The sequence below is a fragment of the Thomasclavelia sp. genome (genome assembly GCF_047249845.1).
Taxonomy (GTDB): domain Bacteria; phylum Bacillota_I; class Bacilli_A; order Erysipelotrichales; family Coprobacillaceae; genus Thomasclavelia.
Map to the genome: position 1 here is coordinate 1 of NZ_JBKTWO010000048.1, position 21,817 is coordinate 21,817.

General features: G+C 28.8%; 19 protein-coding genes, 2 pseudogenes and 1 CRISPR repeat array. Of the genes and pseudogenes, 19 read left to right on the forward strand and 2 right to left on the reverse strand.

What is annotated here, in order from left to right:
- Positions 1-89 precede the first annotated feature (89 nt).
- On the forward strand, positions 90-326 hold the full coding sequence (locus ACLR9T_RS11195) for a hypothetical protein (RefSeq protein WP_413109610.1): 237 nt from the start codon (positions 90-92) through the stop codon (positions 324-326).
- Positions 327-397: 71 nt separating this feature from the next.
- On the opposite strand, the gene asnA is transcribed toward ACLR9T_RS11195, so the two are convergent.
- Positions 398-1,405 (reverse strand): aspartate--ammonia ligase, encoded by a 1,008-nt coding sequence (gene asnA / locus ACLR9T_RS11200; protein WP_413109611.1) that lies wholly within the window; start codon positions 1,403-1,405, stop codon positions 398-400.
- A 141-nt stretch (positions 1,406-1,546) separates the two neighbouring features.
- On the opposite strand from asnA, the gene ACLR9T_RS11205 reads away from it, so the two are divergent.
- The 12 genes and pseudogenes from ACLR9T_RS11205 (at position 1,547) to ACLR9T_RS11260 (ending at position 15,238) form a co-directional block, all read left to right on the forward strand.
- A complete protein-coding gene (locus ACLR9T_RS11205; RefSeq protein WP_413109612.1) occupies positions 1,547-2,821 on the forward strand; it encodes a serine dehydratase subunit alpha family protein in 1,275 nt (424 codons plus the stop codon).
- Positions 2,822-2,922: 101 nt separating this feature from the next.
- On the forward strand, positions 2,923-3,519 hold the full coding sequence (locus ACLR9T_RS11210) for a helix-turn-helix domain-containing protein (RefSeq protein WP_413109613.1): 597 nt from the start codon (positions 2,923-2,925) through the stop codon (positions 3,517-3,519).
- Positions 3,520-3,624: 105 nt separating this feature from the next.
- Entirely contained in the window at positions 3,625-4,758 is a 1,134-nt protein-coding gene (gene proB, locus ACLR9T_RS11215; RefSeq protein WP_413109614.1) for a glutamate 5-kinase, read from the forward strand.
- The gene (locus tag ACLR9T_RS11220) at positions 4,755-5,984 is read left to right on the forward strand and encodes a glutamate-5-semialdehyde dehydrogenase (RefSeq protein WP_413109615.1); all 1,230 of its coding nucleotides are present in this window, start codon (positions 4,755-4,757) and stop codon (positions 5,982-5,984) included. Before proB ends, ACLR9T_RS11220 begins: the two co-directional genes overlap by 4 nt.
- A gap of 127 nt (positions 5,985-6,111) precedes the next feature.
- Positions 6,112-6,924, forward strand: coding sequence for an endonuclease/exonuclease/phosphatase family protein (locus ACLR9T_RS11225; RefSeq protein ID WP_413109616.1), 813 nt, complete (start codon positions 6,112-6,114; stop codon positions 6,922-6,924).
- Positions 6,925-7,006: 82 nt separating this feature from the next.
- On the forward strand, positions 7,007-7,426 hold the full coding sequence (locus ACLR9T_RS11230) for a C-GCAxxG-C-C family protein (RefSeq protein WP_413109617.1): 420 nt from the start codon (positions 7,007-7,009) through the stop codon (positions 7,424-7,426).
- Positions 7,427-7,542: 116 nt separating this feature from the next.
- Entirely contained in the window at positions 7,543-7,995 is a 453-nt protein-coding gene (locus tag ACLR9T_RS11235) for a MarR family winged helix-turn-helix transcriptional regulator (RefSeq protein WP_413109618.1), read from the forward strand.
- Complete coding sequence (locus ACLR9T_RS11240) at positions 7,995-10,223, forward strand: ABC transporter ATP-binding protein (RefSeq protein WP_413109619.1); 2,229 nt, start codon at positions 7,995-7,997, stop codon at positions 10,221-10,223. The genes ACLR9T_RS11235 and ACLR9T_RS11240 overlap by 1 nt, the downstream gene beginning before the upstream one ends.
- On the forward strand, positions 10,216-12,072 hold the full coding sequence (locus ACLR9T_RS11245; RefSeq protein WP_413109620.1) for an ABC transporter ATP-binding protein: 1,857 nt from the start codon (positions 10,216-10,218) through the stop codon (positions 12,070-12,072). The genes ACLR9T_RS11240 and ACLR9T_RS11245 overlap by 8 nt, the downstream gene beginning before the upstream one ends.
- Positions 12,073-12,250: 178 nt before the next feature.
- Positions 12,251-13,578, forward strand: a pseudogene (locus ACLR9T_RS11250) (replication-associated recombination protein A).
- A gap of 28 nt (positions 13,579-13,606) precedes the next feature.
- On the forward strand, positions 13,607-14,302 hold the full coding sequence (locus ACLR9T_RS11255) for a DinB family protein (RefSeq protein WP_413109621.1): 696 nt from the start codon (positions 13,607-13,609) through the stop codon (positions 14,300-14,302).
- Positions 14,303-14,398: 96 nt separating this feature from the next.
- Positions 14,399-15,238: a DUF368 domain-containing protein gene (locus ACLR9T_RS11260; RefSeq protein WP_413109622.1), complete on the forward strand. Its 840-nt coding sequence runs from the start codon at positions 14,399-14,401 to the stop codon at positions 15,236-15,238.
- Between the two features lie 435 nt (positions 15,239-15,673).
- Positions 15,674-16,027: direct repeats of the CRISPR family, unit length 30 nt; unit sequence GTTTAATAACAACATAGGATGTATTGAAAT.
- 193 nt (positions 16,028-16,220) lie between these two features.
- Here the strand turns inward: ACLR9T_RS11260 and ACLR9T_RS11265 are convergent.
- Entirely contained in the window at positions 16,221-16,889 is a 669-nt protein-coding gene (locus ACLR9T_RS11265) for a hypothetical protein (protein ID WP_413109623.1), read from the reverse strand.
- 217 nt (positions 16,890-17,106) lie between these two features.
- Here ACLR9T_RS11265 and ACLR9T_RS11270 point away from each other — a divergent pair, with 217 nt between their 5' ends.
- The 6 genes and pseudogenes from ACLR9T_RS11270 to ACLR9T_RS11295 form a co-directional block, all read left to right on the forward strand.
- Complete coding sequence (locus ACLR9T_RS11270; protein WP_413109624.1) at positions 17,107-17,571, forward strand: DUF6323 family protein; 465 nt, start codon at positions 17,107-17,109, stop codon at positions 17,569-17,571.
- Positions 17,558-18,475, forward strand: coding sequence for a DUF6179 domain-containing protein (locus ACLR9T_RS11275; protein WP_413109625.1), 918 nt, complete (start codon positions 17,558-17,560; stop codon positions 18,473-18,475). The genes ACLR9T_RS11270 and ACLR9T_RS11275 overlap by 14 nt, the downstream gene beginning before the upstream one ends.
- A 47-nt stretch (positions 18,476-18,522) precedes the next feature.
- Entirely contained in the window at positions 18,523-19,185 is a 663-nt protein-coding gene (locus ACLR9T_RS11280) for a response regulator transcription factor (protein WP_413109626.1), read from the forward strand.
- Positions 19,172-20,599, forward strand: coding sequence for an ATP-binding protein (locus tag ACLR9T_RS11285; RefSeq protein WP_413109627.1), 1,428 nt, complete (start codon positions 19,172-19,174; stop codon positions 20,597-20,599). The genes ACLR9T_RS11280 and ACLR9T_RS11285 overlap by 14 nt, the downstream gene beginning before the upstream one ends.
- On the forward strand, positions 20,580-21,332 hold the full coding sequence (locus tag ACLR9T_RS11290; protein WP_413109628.1) for a hypothetical protein: 753 nt from the start codon (positions 20,580-20,582) through the stop codon (positions 21,330-21,332). The genes ACLR9T_RS11285 and ACLR9T_RS11290 overlap by 20 nt, the downstream gene beginning before the upstream one ends.
- Positions 21,333-21,405: 73 nt before the next feature.
- Positions 21,406-21,817: pseudogene (locus tag ACLR9T_RS11295) on the forward strand (hypothetical protein); the annotation flags it as partial.

Consider the following 21,817-nt stretch of genomic DNA (forward strand, 5'->3'; position numbering starts at 1 on the left):
AGTTACAGAGATTAAAACATATTACTAATCAAATACCACATAATACGTGTTATGTTGTAAAAACCTAGATAGATAAGAGGGATGGAGAAGTGGAAAAAGAAGAATTATTAGAACAATTAAAAAATAAAACAAATTGTATGATTATTTCAGATTTGAAGTTTGTTAAAAAAGATATATTATATACAGCTGTTAAATCCTTAAATAGTGATGATTTTAGCATCGAAGAATGGTGTGATGCTATTATGTATTTAACTGATAGAAGTGTAGATGATAATATTACCAAGACTGATGCTAAAGAATTTTTATGTGATTTTTATCGTTCATAATCAATATAATAAATAAAATATTTTCGTTGAAATAACAAAAGACTCTAAATTTAATAGAGTCTTTTGTTATTTTATAGTAAATGAATGTTATGTTTAGTACATTCTTCAATCATTTCTTGAGGCCAGATACTAGCTTGGACTTCTCCAACATGAGCTTTTTTTAGTAATAACATACATAATCTAGATTGTCCAATCCCACCACCAATTGTATATGGTAATTCTTTATTAAAGATTTGTTTATGATATGGTAATTGTAAACGATCAAGACAATTTTCAGCTTTTAATTGATTTACTAGAGCATCTTCGTCAACTCTAATTCCCATTGAAGAGATTTCTAAAGCACATTTTAATGGTTCAAACCAGAATAAAATATCTCCATTTAGATCCCAGTCATCATAATCTGGAGCACGTCCATCATGTTTGATCCCGCTTTTTAATTTTTTCCCTACACCCATGACAAAAATACACCCATATTCTTTACACATTGCAGTTTCGCGTTCGGTAGGGGTTAAATCAGGATAACGATCTTCTAATTCTTGAGAAGTAAAGAAATGAATCTTATCAGGCAGACGATTTACAGCTTGAGGATATTTATACCAAACTTCATGTTCCATATGTTTGATTACTTTAAATATTTTTAAAACATGACGTTTTAATGTTTCTTCATTTCTTTCTGATTTTGAGATAATCTTTTCCCAATCCCATTGATCCACATAGTATGAATGGAGATTATCAACTTCTTCATCTTTTCTAATAGCATTCATATTAGTATATAAACCTTCATGCATTTTAAAATCATATTTTTTAAGTGCCATTCTTTTCCACTTTGCTAGTGAATGAACAACTTCAATTTGTTCTCCAGGCATTTCATTTATTTGAAATGAAACAGGAGATTCAACACCATTTAGATTATCGTTTAAACCGCTACTTTTTTGAACAAATAATGGTGCAGAGATTCTTGAAAGTTGTAGTGCTCTTCCAATTTCCTTTTGAAATGTATCACGAATATATTTGATTGCTTCCTGGGTTTGACGTAGATCCAAAATTGGATCGTAGTTTTCAGGTATAATTAATTTCATTGTAATAATAGTTCTCCTTTAATTATTTTTATACATTGTAACACGTATAAATACATGGTTACAATAAGAAAATAGAGTAATTTTGAAATCATTTGTGATAAAATATAATATATAGTAAAAAATATGGAAGGAAATTAGGAAATGATGTTAGATTTTAAGAAATATCAGACTTATGTTCAAATATTAAAGGAAGAATTAGTACCAGCAATGGGGTGTACCGAACCAATTGCATTATCATATTGTGCAAGTAAGGCTCGTGATATATTGCAAACTAAACCAAAACGATGCTTAGTAGAAGTAAGTGGAAATATAATCAAGAATGTTAAAAGTGTAATTGTTCCTAATACTAATGGTTTAAAAGGAATTGAAGCCGCAGTTGCTGCAGGAATTGTAGCAGGTGACGCTGATAAAGTATTAGAGGTAATTGCAAATGTAAAAGAAGAAGAAATTTTTAATATAAAAGACTATCTATCTAATCACTGTATTGAAGTAAGACCATTGGATAGTGAACATATTTTAGATATAAAGATTACGTTATATAGTGATGATGAATATGTTCTTGTACGAATTATAGATCAACATACAAATATAGTTTTGATTGAAAAAAATAATGAAATTTTATTTTCTAAGGAAGACAAAAAATATAATGATAATATTGTTACTAATCGCTGTGAATTAAATGTAGCTGATATATATGATTTTGCTAAAACAGTTGAGATAGCAGATATTAAAGATGTAATTAAAAGGCAAATCAATTATAATAGTGCTATTGCTAGAGAAGGATTAAATAAAAATTATGGCGCTAATATTGGCAGTGTATTATTAAAAACAGGAAAAGATATAGTAACTAGAGCTAAAGCATTGGCAGCAGCAGGTAGTGATGCTAGAATGAGTGGTTGCGAATTACCAGTTGTAATTAATTCAGGCAGTGGTAATCAAGGTATGACAGTATCTTTACCAATAATTGAGTACGCTAAAGAATTAAATGTTACTGATGATGAATTATATCGGGCATTAGTTTTAGCTAATTTAATTGCTATTCATCAAAAAACAGGAATTGGTAGACTTTCAGCTTATTGTGGTGCTGTAAGTGCTGGGTGTGCAGCTGGATGTGGAATTGCTTATTTATATGGTGGTGATTATCAATGTATTGCTCATACAATTGTAAATTCGTTAGCTATTACATCGGGAATTATTTGCGATGGAGCTAAATCATCTTGTGCTGCTAAAATTGCTGCAAGCGTAGATGCTGGTATATTAGGCTATCAAATGTATCTAGAAGGACAAGAGTTTAAAGATGGTGATGGAATTGTTGTTAAAGGGGTTGAGAATACTATTAAAAATGTTGCACGTCTTGGTAAGATTGGAATGAAAGAAACTGATAAGGAGATAATTAAAATAATGACAGATTGTTAAGGTCAAGCGTATATGTTTGATCTTTTTTGTAATTAACTCTACAGAGCGTTGATTGTTTTATTTAGTATACCTGATAAAATAATTTTAAAGGAGGAGTAAAGATGCAAAATAAACAGACTGGTGATTTAATTCGTATATTACGAATAGAAAAAGGGATGACTCAAAAACAGCTTGCTGAAATCTTGCATATTAGTGATAAAACAGTTAGTAAATGGGAATGTAATGGGGGATTGCCTGATATTTCATTAATTTTGCAATTAGCTAATTTATTTGGAATAGAAATAGAAAATCTGTTAGATGGTAATATTGAAGCAAATGATTATGTAGGAGGTAATATGAAAAACATGTCGTATTTTGTTTGTCCAACTTGTCATAATGTAACGATGTGTACAGGAAAGGCAGAGGTGATTTGCTGTGGAAAAAGATTAGATGTACAAATAATGAAAAAGGCTAGTCAAAATGATAAATTAGAAGTAGAGATTATTGATGATGATTGGTATATTTCAAGTAAACATCCAATGAATAAAGAGCATTATATTTCGTTTGTTGGATTAGTTACAAATGATCGTGTGCAAATTGTTAAGCAATATCCCGAATGGAATTTAGAAGTAAGATTTCCTAAACGAGGATATGGGATGTTGATTTGGTATTGTATTCAAGATGGTTTATTTTATCAATTATTATCATCTTTTAATTAATAGATATAATATTTTAGTATTTAAGTTATTGTGACTTAAGTACTTTTTTTATTGAGATAGATGCGTAAAACTTGTATAATTAAAGAAATTATAGGGGGAATTACGATGCGAGATTTAAGAAATATCAAAAATTTGATTATTAAGATTGGATCTTCTTCACTATGTGATGATAAGGGGAATATTAATAAAGAAAAGATATTAAATTTAATTCAACAAATTGCATATATTAAACGTAAGGGAGTTAACATTACTTTAGTTAGCAGTGGAGCTATTAATGCAGGAGTTCATGTCATGAATCTTATTGAGCGTCCTCAAACTATTCCTCAAAAACAAGCTTTAGCAGCAATAGGACAAGCTTCATTGATGCAAATTTATGAGGAATTATTCAGTCTATTTAATTTAAAGTGCGCACAGATTTTACTAAATCATGATGATTTTGATGATCGTAAACGTTTAATGAATTTTAATAATGCAATGCAGGCACTTATTGATTATGATGTTGTACCAATTATTAATGAAAATGATACTTTAGCAGTTGAAGAAATTAAAGTTGGTGATAATGACACATTAGCATCACTAGTAGTACCTGCTGTAAATGCAGATATGGTGATCTTAGTAAGTGATATTGATGGTTTATATGATGATAATCCACATACAAATAAGAATGCCAAACTGATTAAAGATGTAAGTGAGATAACTAAAGAAATTGAAAGTATGGCTAAGGATGCTTCAAGTAAAGTTGGAACTGGGGGAATGATTACTAAAATCAAGGCAGCTAAAGTTTGTAATGATTTTGGCTGTGATATGGCAATTGTAAATGGTAATCAGCAAAATGTGTTAGTTGATTTGATGGAGGGTAAGGATGTAGGAACCTGCTTTAGTGGTATGGCTGGAAGAACGTTAAATTCTAGACAACATTGGATAATGTATAGAAGTATGCCCAAAGGTAGTATTGTTGTAGATGATGGTGCTAGATCAGCTTTAATAAATAATCATACTAGTTTATTGCCAAAAGGAATTGTTGATGTAAAGGGGAATTTTTTGATTTCACAAATTGTTGATATTATTGATCTTAATGATAATTTATTGGCACGGGGAATGGTCAATTATTCCAGTGATGAAATTAAGTTAATAAAAGGATTAAATACTAGTGAGATTAAAAAGGTCTTACATTATAAAGATTATGATGAAGTAGTGCATGCGAATAACTTAGTTTTAGTAGAAGGGGTGAAAAAATGATGATTGAAGAACAATTAATGCAAGCTAAGCTGGCTTGCCGAAAAATGCAAAATATTAATAAATATAGTAAAATGTGTGCCTTGGATGCTATTAGTAAAGCATTGTTAGAAAATGTGGATTATATTTTAGGCGAAAATGCTAAAGATATTGCTAATGCTAAAGATAATGGAATTAGTGAAGCTATGGTAGATCGTTTATTGTTAACGAAACAAAGAATTGAGGCTATGGCTAAAGATGTTGAAAAAGTAGCAGATTTAAAAGATTGTATTGGGAAAACTATTCGTAAAATTGAACGTCCTAATGGTTTAGTTATTGAACAAGTTCGAATTCCAATTGGAGTAGTTGCGACAATTTATGAATCTCGACCAAATGTAACAGTTGATATTGCATCAATCTGTATTAAAACTAATAATGTATGTGTTTTAAAAGGAGGACGTGAAGCAATTTATTCAAATATTGCTTTAGTTAATGTGATCAACATGGCCATTAGAGATATTTTACCTGCCAATGTTGTTACTTTAATTGAAAATACTGATCGTAGTATTGTTTCTGAAATAATTACAGCTAATCAATATGTTGATGTAGTAGTACCGCGAGGTGGTGCAGGATTAATTCAACATGTTATCAATAATGCAACCGTACCAGTAATTGAAACCGGGGCGGGAATTTGTCATTTATATGTTGATAAAGAAGCTGATCTGCATATGGCTTTGAAAGTAGCTGTTAATGCTAAAATATCTCGTCCATCAGTTTGCAATGCAATTGAAACAATTTTAGTTCATCAAGATATTGCTAATCCTTTTTTAACAAAGTTAAGACCAGAGTTTACTAAAATCAAGGTATATGGTGATGATGAAGCTTTAAGATATATCGACGGTAAGCGTGCAACTAATCAAAACTATGCAACTGAATATGATGATTATATCTGCAATATTAAGGTTGTTAAAGATGTTGATGAAGCAATTGAACATATATATAATTATTCTACCAAGCATTCTGAAAGTATTATTACAGAAAATAAAAATACAGCTAAGTATTTTATGGAATCATTAGATTCTGCTTGTGTTTATCATAATGCATCAACAAGGTTTACTGATGGTGGTGAATTTGGTTTTGGGGCTGAAGTTGGAATTAGTACGCAAAAATTACATGCACGAGGACCAATTGGTTTGCAGGAAATGACTTCAACTAAATATATGATCTATGGTAAAGGTCAAATAAGATAGATATAGGTAAATAATCCTGTATCTTTTTTAATACCAAATAAAATAAATTATTTATAAAAGTTACTTGACATAAAGTTAACTTTAATGTGTAAACTAAAATTATTAGAAATAATAATGAGGTGTAGAAATGAAAAAACTAGTTAGATTAATGAGTATTATAATGATTTTAATATTAGTAGTTACGGGGCGTTTTTATTATAGTGTTTATGCTAGTGAATACCAGTGTAAAATATTAAATGATAAAGACAAAATTGATAAAAAAAAGAAAGAATTTAAAATAGGAACTTATAATATAAAATCATTGAATTATAGTAAGGAGTCTTTAGATGATTTTAATAGTGATATAAAAGAATTAGATTTAGATATAATCTGTTTACAAGAAGTGGATAAAAATGCTTTACGTTCAGGTAATTTTGATATGTTAAAAAAGATGGCTGAAACTAATGGATTTCCTTATTATCACTTTTATTCAACCATGTGGATAATAGATGGCTATTATGGTTTAGGAATCTTGAGTAAATATCCTATAGTTGAAGTATCTTCACAATTACTACCGAATAGTCTAGTTAAAGAACCTCGTGTTCTAACAAAAACAAAGATAAAGATAGGTAATAAGATAATGGATGTATATAATACACATTTAACATATGAAAATAATGATTATCGTATAGCACAAATGAATTATCTTAGAGAACACTTTGATTTTAATCAAAATAGTATTTTAGCTGGTGACTTTAATTCATTTGAAATTAATAATAATTTTGAATTAATGAATGTTAAAAGTGTTAATGAAGATAAAAAATATATGACATTTCAAAGTTTTGCTGCTCCCGATGATATATTTTATTCAGATCATTTTACATTAATTGACCGTGGATTAATAAAATCTTCATTTTCTGATCATAATCTATTGTATGCTAAGTTTAGTTTTAATAATTAATTTTTATGATATCTTTGAAATATTGACAATTTTTGTAAATATCACTAAACTATAAGTAAATTATAAAAAGTGAGGCTGAATTATGAATATTGAAGAAAGAGTAAAAAAGGCTTATGAGCTGCATCATAGTGGATATAACTGTGCTCAAGCAGTGTTAGGAGCATATGTTGACTTGTTTGATTTAGATATGGATAAAGCAATGACTATAGCATATGGTTTTGGAGGCGGGGTTGGAATGACTCGTGAGATTTGTGGAACTTTAACTGGTGGTACGATGGCTATTGGTTTAAAATATGGTAAAGGTGAAGCAGATTTGAAGCAAAAAAAGTTTGTTAATGAAAAAGTTACTGCATTATGTAAAGAGTTTGAGGAATCTCATGGATCAGTTGTATGTGGTGAATTATTAGGGCTTAGAAAAACGGACAAGGAGATTAATCGAGCTACATGTGATGATTTAATTGCAGAAGTAGTAAGATTATTAGAAAAGTATTTAGTTGAATAGGTGTCGATTGACATCTTTTTTTATACAAAATAGTTGACAGTGGTTAGTAGACTAACTATAATGGTTAGTGTACTAACGAAATGGTTAGTCATCTAACTAATGGAAGGGGGTACAACATGGAAAAGATAAGTTTTGATGATGTTGAAGGAATGATTAATAATTTTCAATCTTTGCATAAAACGATGCATTATATGATGATGGAAAAAACTGAGAAATTTAATATTTCTCCAGATCAAACAAGATTATTATTTATGTTACAGAATCATCAAAACATAAATCAAAATGCTTTAGCTAAAAAATTAAATATAACTAAAGCAACTCTGTCAGTGAGATTGCAACGTCTTGAAAAATTAGGTTATTTAACAAGAACCCAAGATAAGAATGATAAACGTAATTATATTTTAAATATTACGGAAACAGGAGAGGTATTTATTGAGGCAGCAATTAGAATCATGAAAGAAAAAACATTGATTATGTTTGAAGGGGTTTCTAGGGAACAGATAGCAATTATTAATGATGTAATAGACATCATGAAAAACAATATTGAAAAATGTAAAGGAGAAGAATAATGCTTAAATTAAAACATTATTTTAAAAAGTTTTGGGCACCAATTCTGCTTTGTGTTGGATTGCTTTTTTTACAATCACAGTCAGAATTAGCACTACCTGATTACATGTCAGATATCGTTTCTGTAGGAATCCAGGCTGGTGGATTCGATAGTGCAGTAAGTGATGTTTTAAGTGAAGACACTTATAATCATTTATTAGTATTAATGGATGATAAAGATCAGGAAATATTTGAAGAGTCTTATGAATTAGTGAAAGCTAATGATGTAGATGAAGATATTTTAGATAAATTTTCTAAAGCTGATGGACAAGATCTTTATTTGTTAAAGGATATTAATGATAAAGATATGGATAAGTTAGAAAAGATTTTGGTTAAACCAATGTTATTAATAACTTCAATTGACACAATGGATCCAAATTCTAAAGAATATCAAGAACAATTTGGTAATTTACCAGCAGGGATGAGTCCTTATGATGCATTGGCAATGTTACCAAAAGAGCAGAAAGATGAGATGTTTACAGAGATTGATAATCAGATGGAAGCAATGGGAGAATCAACTCTAAAAATTGCAGCTGGTAATGGAGTCAAAGCCGAATACACTAGACTTGGAAGAGATGTAGACCAGGTACAAAAAGATTATATCTTAGTAGCTGGGGTTAAAATGCTTGCAATTGCTCTTGCAGGGACAGTTTGTGCGATTGCTTGTGGATTTTTAGCTAGTAAGATTGGTTCTGGAGTTTCTAGGTTATTACGTGGAGATGTATTTAAAAAGGTTGAAAGTTTTTCAAATGAAGAATTTAATAAATTTTCTACTGCCTCACTAATTACTAGAACAACAAATGATATTACACAAGTACAAATGGTTGTAATCATGTTTATTAGAATAGTTTGTTTTGCGCCAATGATGGGAATTGGGGCATTGATCAAAGCTTTTCAAAATACACCATCAATGACTTGGATCATTGGTTTAGTATTAGTTATTATTTTTGCAGTGATAGGTGTTACTTTTTCGATTGCAATGCCTAAGTTTAAGTTAGTACAATCATTAATTGACCGACTTAATTTAACAATGCGTGAAAATTTATCTGGAATGTTAGTTATTCGGGCATTTGGAAATGAAGAGCATAGTGAGAAAAGATTTGAAAAAGCAAATTCAGATTTAACAAAGGTAAACTTATTTGTCAATCGTACGATGGTATCAATGATGCCAATAATGATGTTTATCTTTAATGTAGTTAGTTTATTGATTGTATACTATGGAGCAAAACAAATAGATTTAGGAAATATTGCGATTGGTCAAATGATGGCATTTATGCAGTATGCAATGCAAATTATCATGTCATTTTTAATGATTGCAATGATTGCAATTATGTTACCAAGAGCTAGTGTAGCAGCAGATCGTATTTATGAAGTATTGTCTATGGAACCAAAAATCGTTGATCCAAAAGTAGCAAAATCTTTTAATAATGATAAACGTGGCTTAGTTGAATTCAAAGATGTTACTTTTAAATATCCAGGTGCTCATGAAGCAGTATTAGAGAATATTAGTTTTACTGCTAAGCCAGGACAAACGACTGCATTTATAGGTTCTACAGGTTCTGGTAAGAGTACTTTAATTAACTTGATTCCAAGATTTTATGAAGTTAGTGAAGGAAGTATCATGGTTGATGGAGTAGATATTCGTGATGTCAAACAGCATGATTTAAGAGATAAGATTGGATTAGTTCCTCAAAAGGGATTGTTATTTTCTGGTACAATTAGATCCAATTTAACTTATGGGGCTCCTGATGCAACTGATGAGCAGTTAGAAGAAGTTATTAAAGTTGCTCAGGCTAAAGAGTTTATTGATCATAAAGAAGAACGTTTTGATTCTGAAATATCACAAGGTGGTACGAATGTTTCTGGTGGTCAAAAACAACGTTTAGCAATTGCTAGAGCGATAGCTAAAAATCCAGAAATCTTTATTTTTGATGATAGTTTTTCAGCACTTGATTTTAAAACCGATGCCTTGTTGCGTCATGAATTAGATAAAATGATTAAGAAAACTAAAAATACTGTCTTAATTGTAGGACAGCGAATTGCCTCAATTATGTCTGCTGACCAGATTATTGTTTTGGATGAAGGTAGAATTGTAGGTAAGGGTAAACATGATGAATTGATGAAAGATTGTAAGGTATATCAAGAAATTGCTTATTCACAATTATCAAAGGAGGAATTAGGACATGAGTAATAACCAGAAAAGAAATGGTCCTAAATTCGGACCTGGTGGTATGCATGGAATGCGTGGCAGTGGTGAAAAGGCTAAAGATTTAAAAGGAACTTTAGGAAAGTTGTTTAAATATTTAAAACCTTATTATGTTAAATTGGTAGTTGTATTGATTTTTGCTTCTGCTTCAACTGTTTTTGCTATTGTGGGGCCAAAGATATTAGCTAAAGCAACTGATAAATTAGGTGAAGGAATCATGGCTAAAGTCAATGGCAGTGGCGGCATAGATTTTAAGTATATTGCATATATTATTTGGATCTTAGTTGGTTTATATTTATTAAGTGCGGTATTTAGTTATGTACAGGGATTTATAACGTCTACTATTTCACAAAGAGTGGCATATGATTTAAGGACTTCAATTTCAACTAAGATGGATAGAATGCCATTAAGTTATTTTGATAAGCATACTAGTGGAGATATTTTAAGTCGGGTTACAAATGATATTGATACAATTGCTCAATCATTAAATCAAAGTATGTCACAAGTAATTACTTCTAGTGTAATGGTGGTTGGAATCTTTATCATGATGTTAACTATTTCACCACAAATGACATTAATTGCTATTTGTGTTTTACCTGTTTCAATAATCTTGATTGGATTAGTAATGAAACGTTCACAAAAATATTTTGCAAGACAACAGCAGGCTTTAGGTGATGTTAATGGTCATATTGAAGAAATGTATGGTGGGCATAATGTTGTTAAAGCATTTAATGGTGAAGAAGCATCAGTTGAACAATTTAATGAATTTAATGATAGTTTATATGAAAGTGCTTGGAAGTCGCAGTTCTTTTCAGGATTAATGCAGCCAATTACAACATTTATCGGAAATGTAGGATATGTGGCAGTATGTTTATTAGGTGGTGTTTTAGCTGGAGGAGGTAATATTACCATTGGTGATATTCAAGCTTTTATTCAATATGTTCGTCAATTCAATCAGCCAATCACTCAATTAGCACAAACTATGAATATGTTACAAAGTACTGCGGCAGCAGCAGAACGTGTTTTTGAATTTTTAGGTGAAGAGGAGTTAGAGTTAGAAACACCAAAAATTGAAACTCAGGATGTAGCTAAAATAAATGGTTCAGTAACATTTGCTGATGTTAATTTTGGTTATATAAAGAATCAAACAATAATTAATGATTTTAGTTTGCATGTTCATGCAGGGCAAACTGTAGCCATAGTAGGACCAACTGGGGCTGGTAAAACAACGATTGTTAAGTTGTTAATGAGATTTTATGAATTAAATGGTGGTTCTATCTATATTGATGGTAAAGATATTCGTGATTTTGGACGTAAAGATTTGCGTTCATTGTTTGGAATGGTTTTACAGGATACGTGGTTATTTAATGGAACTATTAAAGAAAATCTAATGTATGGTAAATTAGATGCAACTGATCAAGAGGTTAAAGAGGCATGTAAAGTTGCTTATGTTGATCATTTTGTCCAAACTTTAGAAGATGGTTATGATACGATTATAAATGAAGAATCGTCAAATATCTCTCAAGGGCAAAAGCAGTTATTAACAATTGCTAGAGCATTTTTGAAAGATCCTAAGATCTTGATTCTTGATGAAGCAACTTCATCTGTAGATACTAGAACAGAAGTATTGATTCAACGTGGAATGGAAAAATTGATGGAAGGTAGAACAAGTTTTGTTATTGCACATCGTTTATCAACAATTCGTGATGCTGATACGATTATTGTAATGAAAGATGGAGATATCGTTGAACTTGGTAATCATGATTCATTGCTTGCTGAAGATGGTTTCTATGCCTCATTATATCGTTCTCAATTTGAAGGTATGGCTGAATAGGGATTGAAATAAAATTATTGCATAGCGTCAGCTTAAGAGGTAATCTTAGGTTGGCGTTTTTCTATTAAATGGTAAATATTTTTAAGGATTTAAGATATAATTTGTTTGGTATTGTTAAAGGGCTTTTGCTTTTATTAGTTTAATTAGTTATAATTAGTAAGAAATGGATGTGAGAGAGATGAAGCAGCAGTCTTTATTTAATAATATGTCATATGAACCTTTAGCTAATCGTTTAAGGCCTACTAGCCTTGATGAATATGTTGGTCAAAGTCATTTAATAGGACCTGGTAAGATTTTATATCAGTTAATTAATAGTGATATTGTTCCTTCAATGGTTTTTTGGGGGCCACCAGGAGTTGGTAAGACAACACTAGCAAGAATTATTGCTAATCAAACCAAAGCTAATTTTATCAATTTTAGTGCTGTTACTAGTGGGATTAAAGATATTCGAACAGTAATGAAAAAAGCTCAGGAAGTTCAAAATATGGGAGAAAAGACGATTGTTTTTGTTGATGAGATTCATCGTTTTAATAAAGCCCAGCAAGATGCTTTTTTACCTTATGTAGAACAAGGCAGTATAATTTTAATTGGTGCTACGACAGAGAATCCTTCATTTGAAATTAATTCAGCTTTATTATCAAGATGTAAAGTATTTGTATTAAAATCATTAACAACAGAGGATTTGGTTGCTTTATTAAATCACGCTATAATTAGTCCTAAAGGGTTCAAAGAACAAAACATTGTTATTGAGGATGATTTACTTTACATGATTGCTGGATTTTCTAATGGTGATGCAAGAGTGGCTTTAAATACGTTAGAGATGGCTATATTAAACGGGGAAGTTAAAGATCAGCAAATTATTGTTAACAAAGAAATAATCGAGCAATGTATTAATCAAAAATCTTTATTATATGATAAAAAAGGTGAAGAACATTACAATATTATTAGTGCATTGCATAAATCGATGCGTAATAGTGATGTTGATGCATCAATATACTGGATGTCTCGAATGATTGAAGCAGGTGAAGATCCATTATATGTAGCTCGTCGTTTAATTCGATTTGCTTCTGAAGATATAGGAATGGCAGATAGTCGCGCTTTAGAAATTGCTACGGCAACTTATCAGGCGTGTCATTATAATGGGATGCCTGAATTAATGTTAATTTGGCACATTGTGTTACTTATTTAGCTTTAGCACCTAAATCTAATGCTTTATACATGGCATATGAAAAAGCTAAACATGATGCTTTAAATACTATTGCGGAACCTGTGCCATTACAAATACGTAATGCACCAACTAGACTGATGAAAGAATTGAATTATGGTAAAGGCTATCAATATGCTCATGACTTTGATGATAAAATAACTAATATGCAGTGTTTACCGGATAGTATTAAAGATCATCGTTATTATTTTCCTACAAGTCAGGGTACAGAGGCTAAGGTTATTAAAAGAATGGAACAAATTGCATATTTAAAAAAGAAGCATCAAGAATCAGAAAAGTAAAAGTTATTAGAAAATAAAGAAGGTATATATGAAATATTTTGGAGAAGGATTAAGTGAACAGCATAAAGAGTTAAGTAGATTGATTCGTAAAGAAAATGAAATAGAGAGAGCTAAAGGTTTATTTTTAGATATTCATACAAAATTAAATTTATCAGAAATTTCTAATTCAAAAGAAAATGAAGTTGATAAACTGTTTAAAGATTTAAATAAAAATGAATATTCAATCATGCCAACTAAAAAAGATGAAACAATTGCATGGGTATTATGGCATATAGCTAGGATTGAGGATTTAACAACAAATATTTTAATTGCTAAAGAAGAACAAATATTTAATCAAGAGTGGCAAAGTAGGTTAAATGTATCTATAAGTGATACAGGGAATGCTTTAGATGATGATGAAATAATGATTTTAAGTAAAAATATTAATGTAGATGAATTAATTTATTATCGAAATACGGTATCTAAAAATACACAAAAAATAATTAAAAATCTAACTAATGCTGATATGAAACGAAAAGTTGATATTAATGATCTAAAAAGGATTTTAGATGCTGGGGGATTAACAAATGATAAAAATTCAATTTGGTTATTTGATTTTTGGGGTAAAAAAGATGTTGCAGGTATTTTGTTAATGCCATTAACACGTCATATTATGTTGCATTTAAATGATTGTTGTAAGTGGAAAGAAATGATTCGTAGTAAAAATAAATATTATAAAAGCTAGATTAATAACATTAACTTGATTATTTAGGTAATAAAATCTCTTGTTATATTCAAGAGATTTTATTATAATATGAAAGTGTTTAAAAGGAGATAAAGTATGATAAAAAATATAATAGGTGGTATTGCTGTAGGAATTGCAAATGTTATTCCAGGTGTAAGCGGTGGTACGATGATGGTTATTCTAGGTATCTTTAATCGTATGATGGATGCTATAAGTGGTATTTTTAAACGTGAAAACCCTAATCGTAAAGATGATATTATTTTTATTTTTCAAGTATTAATTGGTGCAGCAGTAGGAATTATTGGGTTTGCTAAGATATTAGAAGTATTATTTAATTATTATCCAACTCAAACGATTTATTGGTTTATTGGATTAATTGCATTTAGTATTCCCTTGTTTTTAAAAGGGGAAATGAAAGGGCAAAGATTAGCAGTTATACCTTTTATTTGCGGTTTAGCAGTAATTTTTGCTTTAGAATATTTCAATCCAGGTGAAGGCAAAGTGGTTGTTAATCCTGAATTTCCAGCTTTAAATGCAGGATTATTTATTAAAATGGTTATTATTGGGGCTGTTTCTGGGGCAACGATGATTATGCCTGGTGTTAGTGGTAGTATGGTTTTATTGATTTTAGGAGAATATTATTTATTTAAATCATATTTAGCAAATGTTACAAGTTTTAGTTTAGATGTAATTATTCCACTAGGGTTTATGGCGATTGGAATAGCTGCAGGAATTGTTATTAGTGCTAAATTATGTTCATATTTTACCAAAACACATAAAGCAGGATTTTTAAGTTTGATTCTTGGGTTGATTGTTGCATCATCGCTAGTTCTGATTCCTTTTGATGTAAGTTATGATTTAAGTCTGATTGTTACATCATTAGCTGCAGTTGTGTTTGGTGGAATTATTGTATTAGGGTTATCTAAAATTCAATAGTATTGGAATCAATAATGCTTTTAGTGTTATTGATTTTTATTTTTAAAATATATGTAATTAAAAAATATAAGATATTTATTTTGTTTTTGATAAATAGAAATATTTTATATAATAGGAATTAAATATATTAAGTTCTTTAAAAAGCATACTCATTATATTTAATAATTTATATATTGAATTGTAAAAAATATTTAAAAAAGTTTTATATACTTCAAGTATTTATAATCTTTATAATTAAGAGATAGTAAAAACTAGTTATTTTTTACCAGTTGGAGTTTTTTGTTGAATCCTCAAAGTCGTTGGGAGAGTAGCAGTTTAAGAGATTTTCCCTAAAGATTAAGAAAAAGTTAAATCGCTTGGTAAAAAAACATAAAAGTGTTGATATATATAGGTTTTGAGGTATAATAGAAAATATAAAGTGGCTTATTTATTAGGGTTTAATAACAACATAGGATGTATTGAAATGACACAATTTACGCGCAATATACAAATTGCCGTTAAGTTTAATAACAACATAGGATGTATTGAAATTTGTTAAAAATACAGTCAATTATAATTATTTTGCGTTTAATAACAACATAGGATGTATTGAAATATATTAATTCGCATTCGTCTAAAATTAGAAGTAGTTTAATAACAACATAGGATGTATTGAAATTCATGTTTATTTTATATTATATATTAGGGGTTGGTGGTTTAATAACAACATAGGATGTATTGAAATTAAAGTAGGGTATATTCCACGTAGCCGTCATATAAGTTTAATAGCAACATAAGATGTATAGAAAATTGTGAATAACTTGTGATTAAAGTGAATATCTTTTAATAGAATATTATATATACTTCTGTATTAACTTTATTATGTATGTAAAATTGATGATTTGAAGAATAATTTATCAAAAAAGCAGTTTTGATTATTAATCAGAACTGCTTAAATATTTATTAAATATAAAATAATAGCTTATATTAGATATTATAAATATTACAACAAATACCCTATTGCAATAAATAGATAACTATACAAATAATTTCTATCTAATTTCAAGTACATAATCCCACTTAAAATAGAAAAAATAATACAAGAAACACCATTCCATACTTCTATTCCTACGCCTCTGGATACAAAATGAAAAATTCCCCATGTCATTGCTAATACAATACCTCCTAAGGGTATTGTAGTTTCTTTTTTTAATAAGCTTTCAAAAGCTTTTTGTCCATATATTACAATCAATAAAACAATTAATACTTCTACAATATAATACATATATTGAGCAATATATTGAAAGGCATCCTTTCCCTGAATTTCTCCAATAACTTTTAAAGTATGCCAATCAATAAACGTCATTATCTTACAACCAGCTAAACAGAGAAATGTAATAATCCAGTCTTTTGTTGAAATATTTGCTTTTTTATTATTTGATGGGAATTTATAATGTTTTTTACTATAAAATAATATACTACAAATATAAATTATCCATATTAATACCATGATTAAATGATGAATACTTCGTTGAGAAGCTGTATAGTTTGATAAATCCATTTGTAAAATAAGCATTTCAATGATAAATAATGAAAAATATTCAAGTAGAAAAGCTCCAAATACAAATAGGCTTAACCATAAATATTTTGTCCATATATTATTTTTATTCACTATTAATATTCTCCTGTTTTTTTTATGTGTTTATAAAGACTAGGATATTAATAAAAATGTTTAGATATAAAAATCTAAACATATGAAATAATTTTTTTATAAAAATATTCTTTCTTTATAAGTTTATATTACCATAAATTGGGCATTTTTTCAAGTCTTGTAATAGTTGTAAGATAGGTGTATTAAGTATATACACCAATTGAAAGGGGCTAAGAAAATGTTTGATATTAATAAGGTGAATTATGAAATGATGATTCAAAAAGAGGTTACAGGGATTTTAAAGTGCAATGATGTAAGTAGCCGTTATGGAATTGTTTTAAAGGAAAGTGATGCTAGAGAATTGGTTGCAGTTAGACAGGAAGTTGTTAATGAAGTTGGATTGATAGAATTTAAAAGTATTATTGTTGAAGCAATAGTTTTGGCATTTTGTGATAGTCAGTTTATTACTAAATATGATTATTTAGATATGTTAAGTCAGTTAGTAGAAATCTTTTATTATTATCGCACAGAAGTTGATGAATTAATGAGTGATGAAGATATTATTAAATATATGAGATTAGCATTTGAAGGAACTTGCCAAGGTTCATTAGATTGGTTATCAGATCATCAACTAAATAAGTTATTAGATGATCTTTGTAATAATAAAGATATTTTTGAGGAGTTGGATTATGCAGATTATTAATCTTGATAGTAGTGATAATATTTTTGATTATTTTAATTGTCTTTTAAATAAGTTGGATGATACAAATCGAATAAGAGTTAAAATTGAATTAATGGAATTATTAGAAATAAAAATTAAGCAGTTTAGTGGTGGTAATAGTTCGGTTTCTAAAGAGCGTGGGCAAGCTTTAATGGACGCCAATATTTATCTAATTGGATTATATTTAAAACAATTTGAGACTATTAAAAGTATAGAGTATTTAAAAAAATATGCAATTAAAGATATATATAATCAAGGTAGTAAACTAATTAAACAGTTATTACATTATAGTAAACTAGAAGTTGAGAAGTTTGAAAAAGAATTAGTTAAAATAGATTTATATGTCTATCAGGATACTTTATACAAAGGTTTACCAGTGTTTTTTAAAAGTTATAATTTTGATTATAATCCTCAGAATGCAGTTTTAACATTTGATTACCCAACTTATCAACATCTAACTAATAAACAAGGAATAGAGCGTTTTTTAGAATATTTTAAATTTGTTCAGCTGGAAAACAGTTTTAATCAATTGTTTTCTATAGATTTAATAAGTGAGATGCTTTTTTATTATCATCGTGATTATCAAAATCTGATTTTTAATATTACTAATTTATTATTAAAACAATTATTATTAAAGCAATTGATAAATGAAGATTTTTCATATCTGTATTTAACAAAAGATGAATTAGATCGAGTAATTAAATGTTTTAATAATAATAATATTGAATCTTTAATTTATGATACATTTAATGATTTAATAATTATATTGCAACTGAATTTGTCATTATCCAATTATTTATATACTGGTCTTAAAGAAATAATAACAGAGTTTAAAAGTAATTATCAATTAGGTCACTTAGTTTCAGAATTAGCTGCAGCTATATGATACAATAATGATACAACTTCAAGTTAAAATGGAGTAGGGTGATGAAGATGAAAATACTAATAGTTGAAGATGAAGAGGCTATTGCAAATTTAATCATGATTAATTTAAGGCAAGTTGGCTATGATTGTGAGTATGCTTGTAATGGCAAAGTTGGGGCTGATATGATTGAAAATAATATTTATGATTTAATTCTTTTAGATATAATGATGCCAGAAGTAGATGGTTATGAATTAATGGAATATATTGAACCCCAGGGAATACCCACTATTTTTATTACTGCTAAAGGTAGTGTTAAAGATAAAATCAAAGGATTACATATGGGAGCTGATGATTATCTTGTTAAACCTTTTTCAATTGATGAACTTATTGCTAGAGTAGAAAGTGTATTAAGGCGTTATCATAAAGGAATGCAAACGATTCATATCTTGGATGTTATAATTGATGTAGCTGCTCATAAAGTACAGCAAGGTGATAACTATATTGATTTAACTAATAGAGAATACGAATTATTACTATTTCTTGTTCAAAATAAAAATATTGCTTTATATCGTGATACGATGTATGAAAAAATATGGCGTGGTGATTTAGATCAAACTAGGACGCTAGACTTACATATTCAAAGATTAAGAAAAAAATTGAATTGGCATAACTATATTAAAACAGTTTTTAAAGTAGGTTATCTTTTAGAGGTTAATGATGAAGTTAGCTGAAAAGATTATTTGGACTTGTTTAATTACAATCATTTTTGTATATACGATTGCATCGACTGTAATGATTAGCGATAATCATGCTAATCTATTAAAAACTATGCAGCAGCAAAATATATCCTCACATGAAATTGAGATATACTCGTTAGAATCAAAGCTATTACAAGATTCCATTAGAACACAAGAAAGTTATGACTATGATTATTTAACTAAACGAGCAATTTATTATGTTAAACAATTTGAATATTCTCTTAATCATCCTCAAGTCTTATATGCTTTAAGAGATGAAGAAGGTAAAGTATTATACTCAAGTATGAAAAAAAATATGACTAAACGTTATTCAATAGCACAATTAGATAAGTTTATCCTTAGCCAAGAAAATGATAAAAATGTTATGATTTTAACATCGGTTATTGAACCAGGTAATTTTAAGTTTTATTTAACTGCAAGTTATGATATTACTGCTTGTTTTAATGAAAGAGCTAGACAAATTAAAATGTTTTATTTAACAGGAATAATTATTTTAGGCTGTTCAGCGCTTATTTTAAAGATTTTATCACGCTTTTTAACTCGTCAAATTGAAAAGTTAAATAATGTTAGTCAACATATTGCATCAGGTAATTATAGTGAACGTACTAATATTCAAAGTAATGATGAAATCGGTGAATTATCCAGATCTTTTGATGAAATGGCACAATTTAATGAACAAAAGATTATAGAATTGCAGGAAAATTTGGAACAAAAAGAAGAATTCATGGGAAGTTTTTCTCATGAAATCAAAACTCCAATGACTTCGATTCTTGGTTATGCGGATATGTTAAGGACATATGATTGTGATGATGATACTAGACAAATGGCAGCCCAGTATATTTATAATGAGGGACGAAGATTAGAAAACCTATCTTATACACTAATGGAATTATTATCATTAAAAGATGAAAAAATTGAATTAGTTGATATTCCTATAAAAAAGATAATTAAACAGTTAGAAAGTTATTATCAAATAAATAATCATTTATTCCAGTTGAAATTTGACTGTGAAGATGTTGTAGTTTTTTGTCAGGAGGACTTATTATTTACAGCTTTAAGGAATTTAATTGATAATGCTTTAAAAGCATCACTTGAAAATAAGACTGTTTTAGTTAAAGGTCAAATAGATGCAGATAAGTATCAGTTGTTAGTTATTGATCAGGGAATCGGAATTGCTGAAGATGATATCGATAAAATCATTCAACCATTTTATATGGTAGATAAGTCTAGGGCTCGTAAACAGGACGGAGCTGGTTTAGGTTTAGCAATCGTTAAACGAATTTGCGAATTTCATCATACTACTTTAAAAATTGATTCTAAACTTAATCAAGGAACAGTAATGAGTTTTCAACTGGAGGTTTTTAAAAATGAAAAAGAGGTGGATTAGGGTCATTGGAGTTATTTCGATAGGATTACTTTTATCAGTTCCACTAGTTACTTTTAAAATTCAGGATCATCAAAATATTAATAAAAAGATTGCCTGGCAAAATAATTCTTTAGATAAAGAATTAATGAATAAATATCCAATTATTAATGATATTTATAATGAATTATTTACAACCAATGATTTAAAAAACTATAATCAATATGTCATTAAAAATAAAGAGAATTATACTAGTGAACAACAATCAAAATTAGAAGAATTTCAAAAACTATTTGAGCAGGAAGTTAACTTATTATTACAACATCAGGTTATTGATTATAGTCTTTTAGAATTACAGCCTCAGGAACATTATGCAGTTACTTTTGGGACGATTATGGATTATTCGGTGGAACATCAAGGAAAGTATGTTCTAGATCAAATATATCGCTTTAATACAAATAATGATAATTCTATTAGTTTTACAATGAATGTCAGTAGTAAAAAAATAACTTCTTTTACCATGAGTAATCAACAATTATCAAAACTTACTAAAGAGGATATTAAAAAGATGACCTGGCAAATGATTGAATATTTAGGTTTAGAAAAAATTGAAGATTGGAATTATACTGATTTTGGTTATGAATCATTTCAAGCTAAATTACAGGTTAATTGTGATTTATCAGACTTTTCAGGAATTTATTATTTAAATGTTAGTGTTGGGATGGCTGGTGCTAATCGTAATTTAATAATTGGGTAATTGACATTCATTTGAATGTCTTTTTTACATTTTAGATACATCTTAATTGTATGATTACAAAGAGGTGAAGAAAGTGAAAAAATTATTAATGATTTTATGTTGTATGTTTTTATGTGGATGTTCTAGCCAAGCAGTACATAATAAAAAAGAGGCAGCAAAGAGAAAAAATGATACTGCTAGCAATGAACAACTTGAAATGAAAGAATGGCGTTATTTATTTTGGAATGGTGATGGTAATGATGATGGATATTATCGAATCAAAGAACATGAATTAAATAATGGAAAAACAATAACTAATCTTAGCTATTTTGATTATCAAACGAGACAAGAAATATTTCTTTGCGACAAGCCAGAGTGTCTACACAACGATGAGACATGTACATCGTATTTACCGTTTGTAATCGGTGCAACTCTCTTTGTTTATCAAGATCACTTATATCTAAGTAGTTCTAGTGGGACAGTTTTGGATTCTCTCGGTGGAACAA